This window comes from Burkholderia sp. RF4-BP95 (assembly GCF_001521985.1).
Classification (GTDB): Bacteria; Pseudomonadota; Gammaproteobacteria; order Burkholderiales; family Burkholderiaceae; genus Burkholderia; species Burkholderia diffusa.
In genome coordinates this window covers 1-19,840 of the sequence record NZ_LOSX01000096.1, presented here as the reverse complement: position 1 = coordinate 19,840, position 19,840 = coordinate 1, and the positions used below count along the sequence as shown (strand labels likewise).

Here is a 19,840-nt window from a genome sequence, read left to right as displayed (position 1 = left end):
GACGCGGGGTAGCCCGCGCGGCCTTGCCGGAAGCAGCCGGTGTGCTGCGGCAGCGGCCAGCGGGCGATTTTACCAGCGTCGACGGTTGGCTAATCTGGCCCCTTCGCGACAATCGACGGTGCGCGTACGGCAGCCACGGCGCAGGTGCCGTTTCAAAGCACTTCGGAGGGTGGAGCTAAAGTTTTGTCCGACGAATGCCGTAAACGAGTTGCAAGGTATCCCTTGTTCAACCGACCCGAGTCGCACACTCATTACGGACCGACACGATGCAGATCGATCTTTCTTCCGCCGCGCAGACTTCGCTCACCGCCGGTCAGACGGCCACCGGCGCCGCGTCGACGGCGACGTCCACCGCGTCGTCGCCGACGGGCAGTGCGGCGCCGGCCGACAGCGCGGGGCAGACGCCGGGCGCGTCGGGATCCTCGTTCGAGGATCCCGCGGTCAAACAGCTGAAGCAACTCATCGAGCGCTTGCAGAAACAGCTCGCGCAAGTGCAGCAGCAAATGGCGGCCGCCGCGCAGCGCGCGAAGAACGATCCGGCCGCGGCGATCGAGCAGCAGACGCTGAGCGCGGAAGCCAGCACGATCTCCGCCGCGCTGTCGACGGCGATCGCGCAGCTAGCGCAGGCGATCCAGAAGTCTGGCGGTTCGACCTCAGGCGGGCTGGTGTCGACGCAGGCCTGACGGCACGGCGCCGCACCGTCGCGCAGAGCGCGGACGCATCGCGGCACGCCACCCCGCGCATTACAATCGCAAGCTCGTCTCCCTCGTAAGGATGGCAGAACGATGAATGCGGAATTCACCGACGATGATCTCATCCGTTTCGACGCGCAAGGCGGCACGCCGCTGCCGTCGGCCGACGCCGAAGGATGGCTGGACCACGACGGCGCGCGCATCTGGCACGCGTCGTTCGGTGATGGGCCGCCGGTCGTGCTGCTGCACGGCGGTCTCGGCCACGCCGGCAACTGGGGCGACCAGGTGCCGGCGCTGCTCGCTGCCGGCTACCGCGCGATCGTGATCGACAGCCGCGGCCACGGCCGCAGCACGCGCGACGATCGCCCGTATTCCTACGAACGCATGGCCTCCGACGTGCTCGCGGTGCTCGATGCGCTGCACATCGGGCGCGCGCGCTTCGTCGGCTGGAGCGACGGTGCGTGCGTGTCGCTCGTGCTGGCTGCCCGCGCGCCGGAGCGAGTGGTGGGCGTGTTCTTCTTCGCGTGCAACATGGATCCGGGCGGCACGAAGGAGATGGTGCCGAGCCTGCTGATCGACCGCTGCTTCGCGCGGCACCGCAAGGACTACGCGCGGTTGTCCGCGACGCCGGGCGAGTTCGATGCGTTCGTCGCGGCCGTCAGCGAAATGATGCGCACGCAACCGGATTACAGCGCGGCCGACCTCGCGGCGATCGCCGTGCCGGTCGCGATCGTGCAGGGCGAGCACGACGAATTCATCCGCCCCGACCATGCAGCGTATCTCGCACACACGATTCCGGGCGCGACGCTCACGATCCTGCCAGGCGTGAGCCACTTTGCGCCGCTGCAACGGCCGGCGCGCTTCAACGCCGCGATGCTGGCGTTTCTCGACCGGTTGGCGGACTGACGTCCGCATGGCCGGTTCGCGCGCCGCATAAGTTTTTCTTTAGGCTCGCGCAAAATTTCATCGATTGTTGGCAAGCGGCCGGCGGTGGATAGTCCTGCTCGACAGGCCGGCTGCCGCAGTCCTCGCGCGGCGCGGCCGGACCTGTTGTTCACGCAACCATCACAAAAATAGAAGGAACCGCAATCATGCGATTCAACGCGATCCGCATCGCCGCGACCCTGTTCGTCGCCGCGTGCGCCGCCGCCATGGCCGGCCGCTCGGCCGCCGCCACGCAGGACGAAATTCACGACACCGTGACGCGCCACGTCGCGCCGCTGATGAAGCAGTTCGCCATTCCCGGCATGGCGATCGGCGTCGTCGCCGACGGCAAGCCTTATGTGTTCGACTACGGCGTGATGTCGACGCAAACCGGCAAGCCGGTGACCGGCGATACGCTGTTCGAGATCGGTTCCGTCAGCAAGGCGCTGACCGCGACGCTCGCGGCCGACGCACAGGAAGGCGGCGAACTGTCGCTCACGGACCCGGCCGGCAAGTACCTTCCCGCGCTGCAGGGCAAGCCGTTCGGTGTCGTCACGCTGCTCAATCTCGGCACGCATACACCCGGCGGAATGCCGCTGCAGGTGCCGGACAGCATCCGCGACGATGCGGACCTGATGCGCTATCTCGACGCATGGCGGCCTGCGTATGCGCCGGGCACGCGTCGTACGTATTCGAACGTCGCGATCGGGATGCTCGGTTTTCTCACCGCGAAGGCGATGCACGAAGACTTCGCGGTGCTGATGGAACAGCGGCTGTTCCCCGCGCTCGGGATGACGCATACCTACATCGACGTGCCCGCCGCGCGCCAGGCGGACTATGCGCAGGGTTATACGCAGGACGGCAAGCCGATCCGGATGACGGGCGGCATGCTGTGGCAGCCGGCGTACGGCGTCAGGACGACGGCGGCCGACCTGCTGCGCTTCGTGCAGGCGAACATGGGGCTCGTCGAAACGTCGCCGCGGCTGCAGCGCGCGCTCGAACGCACGCATACCGGCTATTTCCGTGCGGGCCCGTTCACGCAGGACCTGATCTGGGAACAGTATCCGTATCCGGTCGCGTTGCCGACGCTGCTCGCGGGGAATGCGCCGCCGATGCTCTACAACGCGACACCCGTGACCAAAATCGAGCCGCCGCTCAAGCCGCGCCCGGACACGTGGATCAACAAGACGGGGTCGACCAACGGCTTCAGCACGTATGTCGCGTTCGTTCCCGCGAAGCGGATCGCGATCGTGATGCTCGCGAACCGCAGCTTCCCGATCGAGGATCGCGTGAAGACCGCGTACCGGATCGTCGAGTCGCTGCAGGGCAAGCCGTAACCTGCGTCGTGCCGGCCCGCGTGGAATTGCCGACGATCGGCGTGCAGTGTCCGAGAGCGATCCGCGCGACGAGCGAGCGGGAAGGGTGGCGGATCAAAGCGTGATCGCGCCGGACGCCGTGACGCACACCGGCGCGTTGCCGCCCGAGCCTGGGCTCGGGCATGACGCACATGCTCAGGCGAGCGCGGTATCGGTGGTGTGCGAGGTCGCCACGCCGGACCCGCTGGAAGAAGACGCACCGGCCAGACGCCGATAGCGCGCGAGCGCCCACAGCGGGAAGTACGCGGTGTAACCGTGATACTTCAGGTAAAAGATGCGCGGAAAGCCCGGCGCATTGTGCGATCGGTGCCACCAGAAGCCGTCGTCCTGCTGCACCGATTGCAGATACGCGATGCCGCGTTTCACCGAGTCGGATTCGCAATCGCCGAACGCCATCTGCGCGAGCAGCGCCCACGCGGTGAAGTTCGACGCGCTTTCGCCCGCGTTGGTGCCGGCGAGCGCCGGGTCGATGTAGCTGTCGTTCGTTTCGCCCCAGCCGCCGTCCGCGTGCTGTCGCGCGCGCAGCCATGCGAGCGCACGGGCGATGTACGGTTGCGACGGGTCCTCGCCCGCGAGCGCCAGCCCGGCCAGCACGCTCCACGTGCCGTAGATGTAGTTCGTGCCCCAGCGGCCCCACCAGCTGCCGTCGGGTTGCTGCGTGCGCTTCACGTAGTCGATCGCGCGCGCGAGCGACGCGCGGTCGTCCGCGCGCTTCGTGACGCCGAAGCACAGCAGCACGCGGCCCGACACGTCCTCGGTCGGCGGATCGAGCAGCGCGCCGTGATCGGCGAACGGGATCGCATTCAGGTACATGCGGTCGCAATCGGCGTCGAAGGCCGCGAAGCCGCCGTTGCGCGATTGCAGGCCACGCATCCAGTCGAGCGCGCGTGCGACGCGCGCCGCATACGGGTGCGACCCGTCCGCGTTGCGATGCGTGCGGCCGCGACGGTCGAGCATCGCGGTGACGACCGCGGTGTCGTCGATGTCAGGGTAGTACGGGTTCGCGTACTGGAACGCCCAACCGCCCGGTTGCGTGTCGGCGGGCGCGTTCTCGACCCAGTCGCCGCGCAGGTCGTTCACCTGGCGCTCGGCGAGCCAGTCGTACGCGCGCGTGATGCGCGCGTCGAGTTCATCCAGTTCACTCGCGGGTGCGCCGGCTTCCGGCGCGGCCACGCCGCGTGCCTGTTCGAGCGCCATCGTGCTCCACGCGGTGTCCCATACCGGCGACAGGCACGGCTGGCAGTAGACGCTGCCGTCGGGCCGCGTGACCAGCAGCTTCTCGAGTGCGTTCTCGCAGTCGCGGCGCAACGGATGATCGTCAGGATAGCCAAGTACGTCCATCATCTGATAGCTGTACACGATCGGCGGAAAGATTCCGCCGAGGCCGTCCTCGCCGTTCATGCGCTCCGCGCACCATGCTTCCGCATGCCGGATCGCGCGCTGCCGCAGGCGTTTCGGCAGCAGCGGCTCGACGTGGCGCACCACGCGGTCGAGCGCGAGGAACGCGCGGCGCATCCCGCGCGCGGGCGGGAAGTACTGGCGTTCCTGGTCGGGCGGCGTGACGAACAGCTCGGGAATCGCGATGTTGCGCGGGTTGCGCGCACGCGCCTTCAGCGAGCACAGCACGAGCAACGGCACCATCGTCGTGCGCGCCCAGTACGCGACCTTGTACATCGAGATCGGCACCCACTTCGGAAACAGCACGAATTCGATCGGCATGAACGGCGCCGCACGCCACGGCACCTGGCCGAACGTCGCGAGCAGGATGCGCGTGAACACGTTCGAGCGTGCGGCGCCGCCGAGCTTCAGGATCGCGTCGCGCGCGCGGACCATGTGCGACGCATGCTCGCTGTCGCCGGCGGCCTTCAGCGCGAAGTACGCTTTCACGCTGCACGACACATCCGGATCGCCGTCGACGTACAGGTCCCACCCGCCGTGCGTGTCGAGCCGCTGGATCGCGCGCAGGTAGCGCGCCATCTGCGCCTGGCGCGCGTCGTCGATCTTGTCCATGAAATGCATCATCAGGATGTATTCCGCGGTGATCGTCGCGTCGGACTCGAGTTCGAAACACCAGCTGCCGTCAGGCTGCTGAAGACGCATCAGCGCGTCGCGTCCGCGGGCGATCGCGGCGTCGAGCGCGGACCAGTGGGAGGGGGCGGGTTTGTTCATGCGGCGGATCATACCATCCAGACGGAATGTTTATATCGAGACCGCGAGTGCTAACATCGCCCCCATGAAAAAACGCCCAGAATCCGCTTCGCGCGACATTTCCACGCCTATCGACACGGCAGGGCCGGCAGGCGCACCGGAAGCACATGAAGCCGCGCCCGCCGCCGGCGTGCGGCGAAAAAAAGCGCCGGAGCAGGTGCGCGCGCAACTGCTGGAAGCCGCGTCCGAGATCGCGACACATCAGGGCGTGGCCGCGTTGACGCTCGACGCGGTCGCCGAACGCGCGGGCGTGACGAAAGGCGCGCTGCAGTATCACTTCGCGAACAAGCAAGGCTTGCTCGATGCGCTGTTCGGGCAGGCGACCGAGCGCTTCGCATCGCAGATGGCCGCGCACCGGGCGGCCGATGCACATGACAATGGCGCGGCGGCGCGCGCGTATCTGCATGCGGTGCTCGACACCGCGCAGCCGGCCGCGAGCACCGACGTGCTGCGCGTGCTGGTCGCATCGATGATCACCGAGCAGGAGACACGCGCACGCTGGTCGGTGCCGATGCGCGAATGGACGCGCCCGGACCCGGTTCCGCTCGAGCAGGCGGCGACGCTGATGATCTGCCGGCTCGCGGCCGACGGGCTGTGGATTTCCGAGCTGCTCGACAGCGTGGAGATTTCGGCCGAGTTGCGCGCGGAGATCGTTCGGCAACTGGACCGGATGAGTGCGGGCGAACCGCCGGCGGGCAAGAGCAAGGGCTTGCGCGGCCGGCGCGGCTGAGCGGGTTCGGTCGCCTTACAGCGCGCCGGGACCGGCGCGCCTTCTCACACGCGTTCTTGCGAGGGTCGCCTTGATCTCGCTGCGCACGGTGCTGATCCGCACGCCGTGCATGCCGCTGTCGATGTCGGTCGTGACGGCCATTTCCGCACGCGTGAGCGTGCCTCGGACATCCCCATTTCCTGATTGCCGCGGGCGTCGCATCGCACGGATGCGGTGCGATCGATTCCAGCAGATATCCTCAATATTGGGGATGCCGCCGCGAAGCGGAGCATCTACGATCGTCGACGGAGGATCGAGTTGCGGATGCAACCGACGCGGCACGGCGGCGACGTTTCGACGGCTGCGCGGCAATGATCCGATGATATGAACCAAATCGTTGCACCGATCGGCGGTGTTCTGGCACAGAGCGTGCGCGCGACGGGCGTGGCCTGGATGCTCGGCATCGGACGGATCGGCGGCGTGGCCGGTGCGTTGCATGCGATCGGCCGTTGCCACGCGGAAATCACGGAACAGGAGCGCGCGAGTGGCGCCGCCGTGCAGCAACACTGATGCGGCGGGGGGACGCCGAGCACGCGCGGGCGCGTTGCTTCGGGGCGGGGCATGAACAAGAAAAGCCACGGAGGGCTCCGTGGCTTTTCTTCTCGATCACGCAGCCGTGTCACGGCCGCGTACCGCACTGCATCGTGCGAGCGCGCTTACGCGATGCTCTTCGACCAGTTCGCGTACCAGTTGCGGAACAGCGTGTACTGCGCTTCCGCGTAGTTGCGTTGCGCGTCGCTCAGTGCGTCGGTTTCGTTGAAGTGCAGCGTGTATTCCTTGTCGCCGTTCAGCACCATCAGGTGCTTGTAGAACAGAACCAGGTCGCAGCCTTCGTCGAACGACGACAGCACGGCCAGCGCCGCTTCCAGTTCCTTCGCACGTACGCGTGCCACCGCATCGCCTTGCGCGGCCTTCTTGCACAGGTCGACGAGTTGCAGCACTTCGCGCGGCAGCGCGTTGCCGATGCCGGTGATCGCGCCCGCGGCGCCGCAGTTCACGAAGCCGTGGAAGACTTGCGTGTCGACGCCGGCCATCAGCGTCACGCTGTCGTCCTGCGACGTGATGTTCTCGGCTGCGTAACGCATGTCGGCGGCACCGCCGAATTCCTTGAAGCCGATCAGGTTCGGGTGCTGGCGACGCAGTTCGAAGAACAGGTCGGCACGGGTCGCGAAGCCGTAGTACGGGCTGTTGTAGATCACGGCCGGCAGGTTCGGCGCGGCGTTCAGGATCGCGGCGAAGTGTGCCTTCTGCGCGGCCGGCGATGCGCCGCGCGACAGCACGCGCGGGATCACCATCAGGCCGTGCGCGCCGACCTTCGCGGCATGCGCGGCGTGCGACACGGCTTCCTTCGAGTTCACCGCGCCGGTGCCGACGATCGTCGGGACGCCGGCTTCGACCAGGCGCGCGACGCCTTCCTGGCGCTGCGTTTCGGTCAGCAGCGGCCAGTCGCCCATCGAGCCGCAGTACACCACAGCGCGCATGCCGAGTGCCACCAGTTCCTTGCCCTTCTTCACCAGCGCGTCGAAGTCCGGCTGACGGTCAGCGGTGCACGGCGTCATCAGGGCCGGAATGGTGCCGGTAAAAATGTTGTCGCTCATCTCGTTTCCTCACATTCAGATAGGGTCAACTGCCATTGCTGGCAACGTGGGCGGTACGCGCGCTCGCCGTCTCGTCGATGCTTCACGTGATCCGGACGGCGGCTGGCCACCTCTTGTTTGCCTCGGTGCCGAAACGTTGCCTCCGGTTTCGCCCGAGAGTCAGTCATCGACGAGTGCATTCTAGTCAGTTCGCATATTTTATACAATATAAAATAAAAAGGGCATGACGAAGACCATCGTTCCGGGGCAGCGGGGCGGGCGGCGAACCCCGGCGCGCCGGCCTCCGGCGAGGATGGCGGGCGATTCCGGCGAAGTAGGCGCGATGCTGGTCCTGGCGCCGCACGATGGTCCACAAAGCCGGACCAGCGTTGCGTTAGCCTGTTCTCGTCGCGCTTTTATCTGACCGAAATCCGCTCCCTCCGATGACTTTCGAAGCGATCGACGGTGGCACGCCGACGTGTCGCATTTCCGCCGAATGCATTTTTGAGATTGCTTGGATTGTGTATTGAATATTGTATAAAATCTTTCGGCGCGCTTACCCGCGAACCGGCCCGTCAAGGGAAATGGAAGACAACGAGAGGAGATACGGAGATGACAAGTCAGGTCGGCGAGGCAGTCTCGCCTGGTGGTGTGGCGGCCGTGCAGGACACGGCATCGAAACGGGAATTGAAGCGGGTCGTCGCGGCGTCGATGGTCGGGTCGGTGGCGGAGTGGTACGAGTTCTTCCTGTATGGAACGGCGTCGGCGCTGGTGTTCGGCACGCATTTCTTCAAGAAGACGGGCAACCCGATCGACGGCCTGCTCGCGGCGTTCGCGCTGTACGCGGTGGGATTCGCCGCGCGCCCGATCGGCGGGCTGGTGTTCGGCTATTACGGCGACAAGTTCGGCCGCAAATACCTGCTGCAGGTCAGCCTGATCGTGGTCGGCATCACGACGTTCCTGATGGGCTGCCTGCCGACCTTCGATGCAATCGGCTACTGGGCGCCGGTGTTGCTGGTGTCGCTGCGCCTGATTCAGGGCTTTGCGTTCGGCGGCGAGTGGGGCGGTGCGATCCTGCTGGTCAGCGAGCACAGCCCGGACAACCGCCGCGGCTACTGGGCCAGCTGGCCGCAGGCCGGCGTGCCGGCCGGCAACCTGGTCGCGACGATCATCCTGCTGGTGCTGTCGAGCTCGCTGTCCGAGGCCGACTTCCTGGCGTGGGGCTGGCGCGCGGCGTTCTGGTTCTCGGCGGTGGTCGTGCTGATCGGTTTCTGGATTCGCCGCAAGGTCGACGATGCGCCGATTTTCAAGGAAGCGCAGGCGCGCCGCGCGCAGAAGCAGGAAAAGCAGCTCGGCGTGGGGCACGTGCTGAAGTACCACTGGCGGCAGGTGCTGATCGGTATCGGCGCGCGTTTCGCCGAAAACATCCTGTACTACATGGTCGTCACGTTTTCGCTGACGTATCTGAAGCTGGTCGTCGGCTTCGATACCACGCGGATCCTGAAGCTGATGTTCGCCGCCAACGCGATCCATTTCTTCTTCATTCCGCTGATGGGGCTGATGTCGGACCTCGTCGGCCGCAAGCCCGTGTACCTGACCGGCGCGGTGCTGACCGCGGGCTGGGGCTTCGTCGCGTTCCCGATGATGGACACCGGCAACGACTGGATCATCATGGCCGCGATCGTGCTCGGCCTGTTCATCGAATCGATGACCTACTCGCCGTATTCGGCGCTGATGACCGAGATGTTCCCGACCAACGTGCGCTATACCGCGCTGTCGCTGTGCTATCAGGTCGCGCCGCTGATGGCGGGCTCGCTCGCGCCGTTGATCGGGCTGTCGTTGCTCGAGCGTTATCGTTCGTCGACGCCGATCGCGTTGTATCTGGTCGCGGCGGCGGCGATCTCGATCGTATGCGTGGGCCTCGCGAAGGAAACGCGCGGCAAGTCGCTGCGCGACGTCGACGCCGAGGCAAGCCGACGGACCCACGCGTGACGTATGCGGCCGAAGCCTGCTTGAACGCACCGAAGCCACCCGCGAGGGTGGCTTTTTTTCGGTTCATCGCGGATTCCCGGGGGAGGGCGGGGAAGACGGTCGGTGGCCTTCTACGAATTGCCTGGAGCCCTTGACGATCGCGGCCGCTTTCAGGAATTGCTCTGGTTTCCTATGGATCGCGAGCGTGCAGCCGCGACCCGCGCCGGCGCGGCGACGGTCCTGCTCGACATGTCGCGTCAGGGCAAAACATCGCCGCCGCGGGGCGATGATTATCGACAGCCGACGGGATTCAGGCTGCTGCCGCCTGATGAATCGCGTCGTCTCGATCGCCGCCCAGGATATCGACAAGATCGGTCAACATCCGCCCCAATTCGCCCGTCATCAGCGTGACGTCCGAGTCGAAGCGTTCGTCGTCGTTTTGCGCGGTGGGATCCGTCGCTTCCTTGATCACGTCGAGCGGCGTGACACGCTTGATCGTCAGCGACGGTGTCAGCACGAAGGAGATCCGGTCATCCCAGGTCATCGCGAGGCGCATGCATTGTTTGCCGGCCTCGATGTGCCGGCGCATGTCGTTCGCTTCCAGCGCGTGGCCGACGTATCGCACCGTGGCGCCGCCTTCGCCGCTCGAGCGCAACTCGGCATCCTGGTCCACGGTGAATCCGCCCGGCGCGTCGCCGGACAGCAGCCAATCCGTCATCGCGGCGACCGGCGAAAGCGCCACCTGAACGCTGGCGAGCGGCAATTGATCGATCGATTTGACGAGCAGGCCGCGGACGTCGTCGGCAAGCGCCTGTGCAGCCGCATCGATGACGAGCCAGCCGTTCACCGTATCGATCCACACGCGGGTATCGCGGCGAATGGTGAACGCGCGCGGCAGCAGTTCGTCGGTGACCTGCTCCTTGAGTTCGCGCAGTTGTTTTCGTCCGACCTTGAAGCCCTGCTGCTCCTCGACTTCAAGCGCGCGTGCCTTGGTCACCTGATTGACGACCGAGGCCGGAAGCAGCTTCTTTTCGGCACGAAACGTCAGCAGCATCTGCCGGTTGATCGAATACACGAGCGCGCCGTCGTCACGCGGCGACGCCCATCCGACGCGCTGCATTTCGACGCTGGTGCCCGGCTGAAACGCGTGAGGCGCCAACCATGCTTCCATCTGATCGGGGGTAACGGCCCACGGTGCCGGAAGACGATGAAGCTGAAGATTCTTGAACCACATAGGCGTGCGGGCAAAGCGCATCATTCTATATGACGGTGACGTTTGCGGGCCAGGAAGCGCCGTCGGCCTGCATGCACATTCGGATACTCGATCGACCGCTCCGGTTGGCAAACGGACGTTCCGATGTGAGTGATTCGGATTTCGTCATCCGCCAAAGTGCTCCCGACCGGCACTCAGGATGTTCAGCATCTGGTGAATTCTCAACCCGACAAATTGGCGTTGCGGCGACATGCTACGATCAACGCGATCCGACTTTCATCCCGACGCACGATGACGACAATGTATGAATTGCTCGGTGTGCGCGAGAACGCCACCGACGAGGAAATCAAGCGCGGCTACCGAAAGGCAGCGATGAAAGCGCATCCCGACCGCAACGTCGGGTGCGAAGCGGACGCGCATGCGCGATTTCAGGAGATCAAGGAGGCATACGCGATTCTCTCGAATCCGGAGCTGCGCCGCGTCTACGACACCGTTTACGCAGAGGAAATGCTCCGTCACGCACGGCTTCGCGAAGAAGAGGAGCGCTTGAAGGCGGAGCGCGAAGCGGAATATGCGCGATTCGTGGCATGGGCGATGCGCTTCGCCGAGCAAGGGCACAACCGCGACGTCGTGTTCGGTGTTCTGCTCGGCCGCGATTGCGATGTTCAACTCGCCGAGCGCATTGCCGACAGCGTGGTCGAGCTGCATGCGTCGCGCCAGCCGGGCGCATCGCGGGACGGACAGCATGATGAGCAGATGCCGCAATGCGACGAGAGGGCGACGCAGGCGGCATCGGCGCAAGCGTCAGAGAGCGACGCGCGAAGGCGTGACGAACACGCGCATACGGACTTTTTCCGCGCTCTGTGGCACGGCATGTTCGGGCTGCGCCAGTGAGTCCTGGTGGGCGACCGGTTTTGCGAACGCGGAACTCGAGCGCGATCGGTGCCGTCTTCGGGGGAGGTTCTTCGATCGACTGCTTCATGAATCGATGGCTAATTGGGTTGAATGCGCACCACTAAAATTCCCGTCGACGACGATGAGTTGAGAGGCCCGAGACGGCAATACGGCCGTTGAACAGGTGCGAAGGCGCACGGGCCAAACATCGGCGTCAGGCGGCGCGTTGCATCGTCCGAATTCGCGGCACCTGTCCGGGTGCGACTCATGCGATCATGTGCCGTGACCAACATGAGAGATGGAATGACGACCACGTTCGACGAGGCGACAACGGCGGCGATCGCCGCGTTTGCCCAATTGGATTTCTACACGGCGGTGCAAGCGATGCGCGCCGAGGCCGATTACGACCGCGAGCGAGACCAGTGGATCTCGCGCTATATCGACGAGCACGGCGGCGGGGCGGACGATGCAGCATACGATGCGCTGCACGCGCAGGCCCAGGCCACCCCGGAATACGCGGAGTTCGTCGATGCGGTTCGCCGGGAAATCCTGGAATACTTCGGCGTGACCGACGATCAACTGGACTGCATGGTCCTGCTGCGCGATGACGACAGCGATGAGCTGTGGGCGGAAGTCAATCGGCAGCGGAGCGCGCTGGGAACCGGTGAAGTGCGCGGAGATCTCTGATCGTCGCTTGCCATTGTGGTCTCGAGTCGTGCCGGGCGCAGTGGGGCGGCATACGACATCCGCAGGCGGCCGAACGAAGGGCGCGACAGCGTGAAGCCCATGCGGGGGCGGTTCGACGACACGGGCGCTCTGCTAATATTGTAGAAAATATGCAATATCCGCCGCCGCGCCGGCACCCTGCCTGACCGCCTTCCCCAGCCCGAACATGAACGAGAAACGCCCTGCTCTTGTCTACGCCACGCGCGCCGAAGCCGCAGCGAACGAATTGCGCCGCCGTATCCTGACAGGGGAGTATGTCGACGGCTATCAGCTTCGCCAGGATGCGCTGGCGACCGAGCTCGGCATCAGCCGGATCCCGTTGCGCGAAGCGCTCGTGCAGCTCGAGAGCGAGGGGCTCGTCAAGATCCTGCCCCACAAGGGGGCGATCGTCTCGGAACTGTCCCCGGAAGACATCACCGAACTGTTCGAACTGCGCGCGCTGCTGGAACCCGTGCTGCTGAAGAAGTCGATTCCGAAGCTGACCACCGACGATTTCGCGCGGCTGGATGCGATCCTCGAGGAATACAGCGAGGTGCTGCATGCGAGCCAGTCCGGGCGCTGGGGCGAACTGAACACCGAACTGCATCATCTGCTGCTGTCGCGCGCCGACCAGCCGAAGACGGCGGCGATCGTCGCGTCGCTGCTGCAGCAGACCGACCGCTACACGCGCGTGCAGTTGTCGCTGTCCGAGGCCGCGCGCGACGTGGCCGAATCCGAACACGCCGAACTGGTCGCGTTGTGCCGCAAGGGCGATGCGCGCGCGGCGGCATCGCTTCTCAAGCGGCATATCGAGCATGCGGGCGGCGAGCTGAACGCGTTTCTGCGTGATCGACGCCTCGGTCGTTGAGCGCGCGTCCGGCCGGGACGCTGCGAACACCGCGTTGCAGCGGATTCCGGCATCGAGGCGCGATCGCGTGCGCGTGACGTTCGCCTACCCGCCGCCGATACCCTGCAGCACCTTGCCCGTTCCGCCGCACACCGTGCACGGCTGTCCTTCGACCATGCCCGTGCCGCGGCACACGCCGCACAAGTCCTCGCCCACGCCCGGCGCATCGGGCGGCCCTTCGTCGCCCGGATTCAGCGGTGTGTCCTGATTCGGCCCTGCCGACATTCTGGTCGTCTGCATCGCATACCTCCTTTCGCATTTTCGATGTCGCCGCGAGGACGCATCGCGCGTGCCCGCGGCGACTGCATGCGTGTGGACGCCGGTCCGTATGCCGGAAGTCGTCATCGTATCGTCATTACAACGACGGCGCCCACATCGAGCCACGTTGCGAAGCGTGAGGTTCGCATCCGGTTGATCGTCGAGGCCTGATATCGCGTGGCAGCGATTGTCGTGTGGTCGGTCATCCTACAACTTGCAAAATAGAAGCGAATACCGGCGTTCGGTCTCGGGAAAGCGATGCAACGTCGTGCCGATCCAGATGCGGACCCATTTCCGGAAAACGTTTCGCTAAAAGTTACCCGAATAGGGACGACTTCTTCCCATATCCCGCCGCAATCCCTTGCCTGTGCCAGTTATAGGGTATGCACCAAGTGAGTAAAACGATTAACCGCCGTACATTCGCTCCGACACATCATACAACGTATGACTGCGATTCCTCGACGGGCCGTACGTCGATGCATGCGGATGCCGCCCGGATCGCCGCCAAATAACGAGCAACCAGCAAGGAGACTGACGATGAAGCACCGATTCACCCGCTCCCGTAACGCACTGGCCGTCGCGCTGATGGCTGGCTTCGCGGTGTCCGCGCAGGCCCGCGTGTTCCGCTCGGCGGACGTGCACGGCGACAGCTTCCCGACCAACATGGCGGTCAAGTACATGGGCGACGAGCTGTCGAAGCTGACGGGCGGCAAGGACTCGATCAAGGTGTTCGGCAACAGCGCGCTCGGCTCCGAGAAGGACACGGTCGACCAGGTGCGGATCGGCGCGATCGACATGGCGCGCGTGAACGGCGCGTCGTTCAACGAGATCGTGCCGGAATCGCTGATTCCGTCGTTCCCGTTCCTGTTCCGCGACGTCGACCATTTCCGCAAGGCGATGTACGGCCCGGCCGGCCAGAAGATTCTCGACGCGTTCGCGGCGAAGGGGATGATCGCGCTGACGTTCTACGAGAGCGGCGCGCGCTCGATCTACGCGAAGCGCCCGGTGCGCACGCCCGCCGACATGAAGGGGCTGAAGGTGCGCGTGCAACCATCGGACCTGATGGTCGACGAGATCCGGGCGATGGGCGGCACGCCGACGCCGATGCCGTTCGCCGAGGTCTACACGGGCCTGAAGACGGGCCTCGTCGACGCGGCGGAAAACAACCTGCCGTCGTACGAGGAAACCAAGCACTTCGAAGTAGCGCCCGACTACTCGGAGACGCAGCACGCGATGACGCCGGAAGTGCTGGTGTTCTCGAAGAAGATCTGGGACACGCTGTCGCCGCAGGAACAGGCCGCGATCAGGAAGGCCGCGGCCGATTCGGTGCCGTATTACCAGAAGCTGTGGACCGCGCGCGAGGCATCGGCGCAGCAGACGGTGACGAAGGGCGGCGCGAAGATCCTGCCGGCCGCGCAGGTCGATCGTGCGGCGTTCGTGAAGGCGATGCAGCCGCTGTGGGCGAAGTACGAGAAGACGCCGCAGATGAAGCAGATCGTGGACGAGATCGAGGCAACCAAGTGACCCGTCGCACTTCCCTGAACGGCGCGGCGGCCGTGGGCGCGCCGGATGCGGCCGCCGCGGACGGTGCGGCACCATGCCGGCCGCGCACGGCCGCGCCGCGCCTGCGTTGCGTGAACGACCTGCTGTTCCGCGCGCTGGCCGTGGTCGCGTCGCTGTGTCTCGCGGCGCTCACGGTGCTGGTGTTCTACGCGGTCGTGATGCGTTACGTATTCGAGAACGCGCCCGATTTCGTCGAGCCGATCGCGCTGCTGCTGGTGATCGTGATCGCGATGTTCGGCGCCGCGATGAAGGTGCGCGACGGCGGCCACATCGGCCTCGACTCGCTCGTGCGGCGCCTGTCGCCGGGCGCGCGCACCGTGGTGATCGCGATCCAGCACCTGAGCCTGATCGCGTTCGCGATCGCGATCATGGTCGGCTGCGGCAGCATGGCCGCCGAGACGATGGGCGACCGCATCCCGATCATCGGGCTGCCCGAGGGCGTGCGCTACCTGATCACGATTCCCGCGGCGATCGCCATCATCCTCTTCTCGCTCGAGCACCTGCTCGCGCTTCGTCGTTCTTCGTCGGGCCAATAACGTCATGGAACTCGCGATCCTGTCCGTCAGTTTTCTGATTTTCCTCGTGCTCGGCGTGCCCGTTTCGTTCGCGCTCGGAATCGCCTGCGTGCTGACCTATATGGTCGAAGGGCTGCCGATCGCGACCGCGATGCAGTCGATGATCTCGGGAATGAACGCATTCTCGTTCCTCGCGGTGCCGTTCTTCATCTTCTCCGGCGAGCTGATGCTGCACGGCGGCATCGCGGACCGGATCCTGCGTTTCGCGCAGGCGACCGTCGGCCACTTCCGCGGCGGCCTCGGGATGGCCAACGTCGTCGCGTGCACGCTGTTCGGCGGCGTGTCGGGCTCGCCGACCGCCGATACGTCCGCGATGGGCGGCGTGGTGATTCCGCTGATGAAGCGCGAAGGCTACAGCGCGGCCTACGCGGTCAACGTGACGACCCACGCATCGCTCGCCGGCGCGTTGATGCCGACGTCGACCAACATGATCATCTACGCGTTTGCCGCGCAGGGGATCACGGGGATGTTGCACGGCCAGCAGGTGAGCGGCGTGTCGATCGGCGACCTGCTGTTCTCCGGCCTCCTGCCGGTGCTGTGGGTGATGGGCTTCGTGCTCGCCGCCGCGTACTGGCAGGCCGTGCGTCACGGCTATCCGCGCCGTGAAGACGGATCGTCCGCGCTGCCGGCGTTCCCGGGCTGGTATGCGGTGCTGCGCAGCTTCGTCGGCGCGGTGCCGGGCCTGATGGTGATCGCGATCATCCTCGTGTGCGTCGCGAAGGGGATCGCCACCGCGACCGAAGCGGCCGCGATCGCCGTCGTGTATTCGCTCGTGCTGACCGCGATCGTATACCGCACGCTGACCGTCGAGAAACTGCGCCGCGCGCTGTCGCATGCGGCGCGCACGACGGGCGTCGTGCTGCTGCTGATCGCCGTGTCCAACATGCTGCGCTTCCAGATGTCGTACCTGGAGATTCCGGATGCGATCGAAGGGCTGCTGAAGCAGTCGACCGCAGCGCCCTGGCTGATGCTGCTGTACATCAACATCATCCAGGTGTTCCTCGGCACGTTCGTCGACATGGCCGCGCACATCCTGATCACGACGCCGCTGTTCCTGCCGATCGCGATGGCGTGCGGCGTCGGGCCGGTGCAGTTCGGCATCATGTTGCTGCTGAATTGCTCGCTCGGCCTCGTTCATCCGCCGATCGGCTCGGTGCAGTTCGTCGGCTGCGCGATCGGCAACGTGTCGATCGGCGAGACGACGAAGATGGCGTGGCCGTATTACCTCGCGATCTTCAGTGCGATCAACATCGTCACGTACATGCCGTTCTTCTCCACCTGGCTGCCGAGCCTCATCAGCGGGCACGCGGTGTTCTGATCGCGCGTTTCGCGCGCCGCGGCGCCGGATGACCGAGGTTGTCCGGCGCCGCGGTCACGTTAACGGTTGCTTCACGCACGGCGAAGTCACAAGAGCATGAAGACATGCATGGCGCGTCTGCGCGGCCGCCGCATTTGCGCGGGCCACATCGCTCGCGCATGCGGCGACGTAAGCGTGTGTCTCGAACGGCGACAGCCGCGGCATTCCGGCATTCCGGCGTTCGGCGTCGTCCCGGTCGCACGGCGGAAGTGCGCGACGGCAGTCATACGCAATGCAGCAACCTGTGCGATGATTCGGCGCTTCGCGTTCGCGGTGCCCGATTCCGGGCCGCCGCCGATCGCATTGACATCCGGAGACGACATGCCCGCACACATCGTTCATGGCAGCACCCTGCATTACCAGGATCACGGCACCGGCTTTCCGGTGCTGCTCGGACACAGCTACCTGTGGGATTCGGCGATGTGGGCGCCGCAGATCGACGCGCTATCGAGCCGCTATCGCGTGATCGTGCCGGACCTGTGGGGGCATGGCGCGTCTGGCCCGCTGCCCGACGGCACCCAGACGCTCGACGACCTCGCCGCACACGCGAGCGCGTTGCTTGATGCGCTGGAGATCGAGCAGTGTGCGGTCGTGGGGCTGAGCGTCGGCGGGATGTGGGGCGCGCGGCTCGCGTTGCGCGAACCGCAGCGCGTGCGCTCGCTCGTGCTGATGGATGCATCGCTGGAGGCCGAACCCGACGCGACGCGGCTGCGTTACTTCGGGATGCTCGATGCGATCGCCGCTGCTGGCTGCATCGCGCCGCCGCTGCTCGATGCGATCGTGCCGCTGTTCTTCCGGCCGGACGTGAACCTCGCCGACCCGGTGCCGACCGCGTTTCGCGCCGCGCTCGCGAACCTGCCGACCGATCGGCTGCGGCAGTCGATCGTCCCGCTCGGTCGGCTGATCTTCGGGCGGCCGGATACGCTGGCCGCACTCGCCGAACTGGATGCCGAGCGCACGCTGCTGATGTGCGGTGCGGGCGATATGGCGCGTCCGCCGTCGGAGACGGTGAAGATGGCGAGCGTGATCGGTTGCCGCCATGCGCTGGTGCCGGACGCAGGTCACATCTCGAACCTGGAGAATCCCGCGTTCGTCACGAGGACGCTGCTCGACTGGTTCGACGAACAGCAGCTCGCGGCGGGCTGAGCGCCGCGCGGCGTCGCAACGACTTGCGTTACTGCATTAGTGGATTACGCGCGTTCGCCGACCGGCGTGAACTTGCGGTCGCGCACGCGCTCCTCGTCAACGCCGCGGCGAATCAGGTCCTGCGCTTCCGCGCGGCTTGCGACACACGGCGCGGAGCCGGGCAGCGGCCGACGTGCGGTTTCGCGCAGCGCGAGCACCGACACGATGCCGATGAACTGCGAATGCACGGCGGCGGCGATTCGACACTTGAACCGCCGCTTGCGCATCAGAACATATGGCGGATCCCGACGTTCGCGCCGACGGTCGTGCCGGTGACCGCGTAAAGCGCGTTGTTGATCCCGAGCCCGGTGTTCATCGCACCGTGGTTGTTGACCATCGCGACCTGCGCGTACAGCGCGGTTGCCTTCGACAGGCTGTAGGTCGTGCCGACGGCTGCGAGCAGCGAGTGATTGGCGGTGTCGTTGCGATCGCTGGTGAACCAGACGCCGCCGTTCAGGTCGACGGCGGGCGTGACCTGGTAATCGAGGCCGCCGCCATACACGTTGTTGCTGAACGATCCGCCGACCTTGTAACTCGTGAACGATGCCTTCGCGGTGACCGGGCCGAAGCGGTACGCGGCGCCGATCGTGCGCCCGACGAACGCGACGGTGCTCGGCGTCGGCGTCGGGTTGGTGCCGTCGTTGCCGTCGTAGAACGCGGCGTCGATCATGAAGCCCTCATGTTCATACTTGAGGCTCGCCGAATACTGGCGGCCGGCCTGGAAGTCGCCTGCCTTGCCGCCGAACGCGAACATCGCGCTGCCGGTGAGGCCGGCGATCGTCGGGCTGGTGTACGACACGGCGTTCGGGTTGAACAGGCCCGTCACCAGCACGTTGTCGACGTAGTTGATCAGCCCGCTGCCGAAGTGCGAGAAGCTGCGCGGATCCGAATCGAAGATCGCGAGCAGGAACGGCGAGTACTGCACGCCGGCCTTGACCGTGCCGAAGCCGCCATCGAGCCCGACCCACGCCTGGCGGCCGAAGAAGTTGCCGTTCGAATGGGCGAACGCGCCATTGGTGACGGCAAAGCCGCTTTCGAGCTGGAATTTCGCCTTGAGGCCGCCGCCGAGATCCTCGGTGCCGGTCATCCCGAACGTCGTCGGCGTCATGCCGGTGTCGGTCATCGCGAACTGATGGCCGGCGTTCGCGCCGGTGGCGGCGTCGAGCGTCTTGCTCGTATACAGCAACGCGGCGTCGAGGTTGCCGTACAGCGTCACGCTGCTCTGCGCGAAGGCGTTGCTGCCGATCATCGCGCCCGCCAGCGCGGCGCAACCGATCACGATTCTGCTTTTCATTGGGTGTCTCCAGTGTTGTTGTACGTCGATGCATCGAACGGGGAATGCGCCGGACATCCGAAGCGGTGTCCGGTGCGCGGGCCGCATACGCAGGATGGGGCGCGGCGGAACGCACGTGCGCGGCCGGGTGTTGGCCGCATGCGACGCGTTCATGGCGGGGATGGGCGCCCGAACGCGCGTGCGTCGAAGAGGTTGGGTAGGGCCGGCCGATGCCGGCCCCGTCGTTCAGAGTGGCTGGCCGAGCTGCTCGAGGATCGCCGGGTTCTCGAGCGTGGACGTGTCCTGCGTGATCGCCTCGCCCTTGGCGAGCGAGCGCAACAGGCGCCGCATGATCTTGCCCGAGCGCGTCTTCGGCAGGTTGTCGCCGAAGCG

General features: G+C 65.8%; 18 protein-coding genes and 1 pseudogene. 12 read left to right on the top strand and 7 right to left on the bottom strand.

Annotated features, from left to right (window positions below):
- Positions 1-266: 266 nt before the first annotated feature.
- The 3 genes from WS46_RS32885 (at position 267) to ampC (ending at position 2,953) form a co-directional block, all read left to right on the top strand.
- Positions 267-683 carry a hypothetical protein gene (locus WS46_RS32885; protein WP_059693652.1) on the top strand — a complete coding sequence of 139 codons (417 nt, stop codon included), beginning with the start codon at positions 267-269 and terminating at the stop codon, positions 681-683.
- Between the two features lie 102 nt (positions 684-785).
- On the top strand, positions 786-1,598 hold the full coding sequence (locus WS46_RS32880; RefSeq protein ID WP_059693650.1) for an alpha/beta fold hydrolase: 813 nt from the start codon (positions 786-788) through the stop codon (positions 1,596-1,598).
- A 185-nt stretch (positions 1,599-1,783) separates the two neighbouring features.
- Positions 1,784-2,953 (top strand): class C beta-lactamase, encoded by a 1,170-nt coding sequence (gene ampC / locus WS46_RS32875; RefSeq protein ID WP_059693648.1) that lies wholly within the window; start codon positions 1,784-1,786, stop codon positions 2,951-2,953.
- Between the two features lie 174 nt (positions 2,954-3,127).
- On the opposite strand, the gene shc is transcribed toward ampC, so the two are convergent.
- Positions 3,128-5,173, bottom strand: coding sequence for a squalene--hopene cyclase (gene shc / locus WS46_RS32870; protein WP_059693647.1), 2,046 nt, complete (start codon positions 5,171-5,173; stop codon positions 3,128-3,130).
- Between the two features lie 52 nt (positions 5,174-5,225).
- On the opposite strand from shc, the gene WS46_RS32865 reads away from it, so the two are divergent.
- On the top strand, positions 5,226-5,930 hold the full coding sequence (locus WS46_RS32865; RefSeq protein WP_059693645.1) for a TetR/AcrR family transcriptional regulator: 705 nt from the start codon (positions 5,226-5,228) through the stop codon (positions 5,928-5,930).
- Positions 5,931-5,945: 15 nt separating this feature from the next.
- On the opposite strand, the gene WS46_RS35860 is transcribed toward WS46_RS32865, so the two are convergent.
- Both WS46_RS35860 and WS46_RS32855 read right to left on the bottom strand, forming a co-directional pair.
- Complete coding sequence (locus WS46_RS35860) at positions 5,946-6,548, bottom strand: hypothetical protein (protein ID WP_156443228.1); 603 nt, start codon at positions 6,546-6,548, stop codon at positions 5,946-5,948.
- Between the two features lie 77 nt (positions 6,549-6,625).
- Positions 6,626-7,567, bottom strand: a complete 942-nt coding sequence (locus tag WS46_RS32855) for a dihydrodipicolinate synthase family protein (RefSeq protein ID WP_059693641.1) — start codon at positions 7,565-7,567, stop codon at positions 6,626-6,628.
- 591 nt (positions 7,568-8,158) lie between these two features.
- Between WS46_RS32855 and abaF the strand changes: the two genes are divergently transcribed.
- Entirely contained in the window at positions 8,159-9,538 is a 1,380-nt protein-coding gene (abaF, locus tag WS46_RS32850; RefSeq protein WP_059693639.1) for a fosfomycin efflux MFS transporter AbaF, read from the top strand.
- Between the two features lie 289 nt (positions 9,539-9,827).
- Here abaF and WS46_RS32845 read toward each other — a convergent pair whose 3' ends face one another.
- Positions 9,828-10,751, bottom strand: a complete 924-nt coding sequence (locus tag WS46_RS32845) for a recombination-associated protein RdgC (protein ID WP_059693637.1) — start codon at positions 10,749-10,751, stop codon at positions 9,828-9,830.
- Between the two features lie 270 nt (positions 10,752-11,021).
- Here WS46_RS32845 and WS46_RS32840 point away from each other — a divergent pair, with 270 nt between their 5' ends.
- From WS46_RS32840 to WS46_RS32830, 3 genes are all read left to right on the top strand, one after another.
- A complete protein-coding gene (locus tag WS46_RS32840) occupies positions 11,022-11,624 on the top strand; it encodes a J domain-containing protein (RefSeq protein WP_059693635.1) in 603 nt (200 codons plus the stop codon).
- Between the two features lie 303 nt (positions 11,625-11,927).
- Positions 11,928-12,311, top strand: coding sequence for a hypothetical protein (locus WS46_RS32835; RefSeq protein WP_059693633.1), 384 nt, complete (start codon positions 11,928-11,930; stop codon positions 12,309-12,311).
- A 205-nt stretch (positions 12,312-12,516) separates the two neighbouring features.
- Positions 12,517-13,197 (top strand): GntR family transcriptional regulator, encoded by a 681-nt coding sequence (locus WS46_RS32830; RefSeq protein WP_059693632.1) that lies wholly within the window; start codon positions 12,517-12,519, stop codon positions 13,195-13,197.
- Between the two features lie 84 nt (positions 13,198-13,281).
- Here the strand turns inward: WS46_RS32830 and WS46_RS32825 are convergent, their stop codons facing one another.
- Positions 13,282-13,476 (bottom strand): hypothetical protein, encoded by a 195-nt coding sequence (locus tag WS46_RS32825; protein WP_059693630.1) that lies wholly within the window; start codon positions 13,474-13,476, stop codon positions 13,282-13,284.
- 555 nt (positions 13,477-14,031) lie between these two features.
- On the opposite strand from WS46_RS32825, the gene WS46_RS32820 reads away from it, so the two are divergent.
- From WS46_RS32820 to WS46_RS32805, 4 genes are all read left to right on the top strand, one after another.
- Complete coding sequence (locus WS46_RS32820; RefSeq protein WP_059693628.1) at positions 14,032-15,018, top strand: TRAP transporter substrate-binding protein; 987 nt, start codon at positions 14,032-14,034, stop codon at positions 15,016-15,018.
- Positions 15,015-15,593 (top strand): TRAP transporter small permease, encoded by a 579-nt coding sequence (locus WS46_RS32815; RefSeq protein WP_059693626.1) that lies wholly within the window; start codon positions 15,015-15,017, stop codon positions 15,591-15,593. Before WS46_RS32820 ends, WS46_RS32815 begins: the two co-directional genes overlap by 4 nt.
- A 4-nt stretch (positions 15,594-15,597) precedes the next feature.
- Positions 15,598-16,950: a TRAP transporter large permease gene (locus tag WS46_RS32810; RefSeq protein ID WP_059449222.1), complete on the top strand. Its 1,353-nt coding sequence runs from the start codon at positions 15,598-15,600 to the stop codon at positions 16,948-16,950.
- A gap of 360 nt (positions 16,951-17,310) precedes the next feature.
- A complete protein-coding gene (locus tag WS46_RS32805) occupies positions 17,311-18,135 on the top strand; it encodes an alpha/beta fold hydrolase (RefSeq protein WP_059693691.1) in 825 nt (274 codons plus the stop codon).
- A 44-nt stretch (positions 18,136-18,179) separates the two neighbouring features.
- Here the strand turns inward: WS46_RS32805 and WS46_RS32800 are convergent.
- Positions 18,180-18,356 (bottom strand): annotated as a pseudogene (locus WS46_RS32800) (MFS transporter); the annotation flags it as partial.
- Positions 18,357-18,400: 44 nt separating this feature from the next.
- The gene (locus tag WS46_RS32795; protein WP_059525934.1) at positions 18,401-19,468 is read right to left on the bottom strand and encodes a porin; all 1,068 of its coding nucleotides are present in this window, start codon (positions 19,466-19,468) and stop codon (positions 18,401-18,403) included.
- Positions 19,469-19,840 lie beyond the last annotated feature (372 nt).

What these genes read in the sequence shown, in the direction of transcription:
- WS46_RS32885 (WP_059693652.1), top strand. Translation starts at nt 267, where the DNA reads ATGCAGATCGATCTTTCTTCCGCCGCGCAGACTTCGCTCACCGCCGGT.
- WS46_RS32880 (WP_059693650.1), top strand. Translation starts at nt 786, where the DNA reads ATGAATGCGGAATTCACCGACGATGATCTCATCCGTTTCGACGCGCAA.
- ampC (WP_059693648.1), top strand. Translation starts at nt 1,784, where the DNA reads ATGCGATTCAACGCGATCCGCATCGCCGCGACCCTGTTCGTCGCCGCG.
- shc (WP_059693647.1), bottom strand. Translation starts at nt 5,173, where the DNA reads ATGATCCGCCGCATGAACAAACCCGCCCCCTCCCACTGGTCCGCGCTC.
- WS46_RS32865 (WP_059693645.1), top strand. Translation starts at nt 5,226, where the DNA reads ATGAAAAAACGCCCAGAATCCGCTTCGCGCGACATTTCCACGCCTATC.
- WS46_RS32855 (WP_059693641.1), bottom strand. Translation starts at nt 7,567, where the DNA reads ATGAGCGACAACATTTTTACCGGCACCATTCCGGCCCTGATGACGCCG.
- abaF (WP_059693639.1), top strand. Translation starts at nt 8,159, where the DNA reads ATGACAAGTCAGGTCGGCGAGGCAGTCTCGCCTGGTGGTGTGGCGGCC.
- WS46_RS32845 (WP_059693637.1), bottom strand. Translation starts at nt 10,751, where the DNA reads ATGTGGTTCAAGAATCTTCAGCTTCATCGTCTTCCGGCACCGTGGGCC.
- WS46_RS32840 (WP_059693635.1), top strand. Translation starts at nt 11,022, where the DNA reads ATGACGACAATGTATGAATTGCTCGGTGTGCGCGAGAACGCCACCGAC.
- WS46_RS32835 (WP_059693633.1), top strand. Translation starts at nt 11,928, where the DNA reads ATGACGACCACGTTCGACGAGGCGACAACGGCGGCGATCGCCGCGTTT.
- WS46_RS32830 (WP_059693632.1), top strand. Translation starts at nt 12,517, where the DNA reads ATGAACGAGAAACGCCCTGCTCTTGTCTACGCCACGCGCGCCGAAGCC.
- WS46_RS32825 (WP_059693630.1), bottom strand. Translation starts at nt 13,476, where the DNA reads ATGCAGACGACCAGAATGTCGGCAGGGCCGAATCAGGACACACCGCTG.
- WS46_RS32820 (WP_059693628.1), top strand. Translation starts at nt 14,032, where the DNA reads ATGAAGCACCGATTCACCCGCTCCCGTAACGCACTGGCCGTCGCGCTG.
- WS46_RS32810 (WP_059449222.1), top strand. Translation starts at nt 15,598, where the DNA reads ATGGAACTCGCGATCCTGTCCGTCAGTTTTCTGATTTTCCTCGTGCTC.
- WS46_RS32805 (WP_059693691.1), top strand. Translation starts at nt 17,311, where the DNA reads ATGCCCGCACACATCGTTCATGGCAGCACCCTGCATTACCAGGATCAC.
- WS46_RS32795 (WP_059525934.1), bottom strand. Translation starts at nt 19,468, where the DNA reads ATGAAAAGCAGAATCGTGATCGGTTGCGCCGCGCTGGCGGGCGCGATG.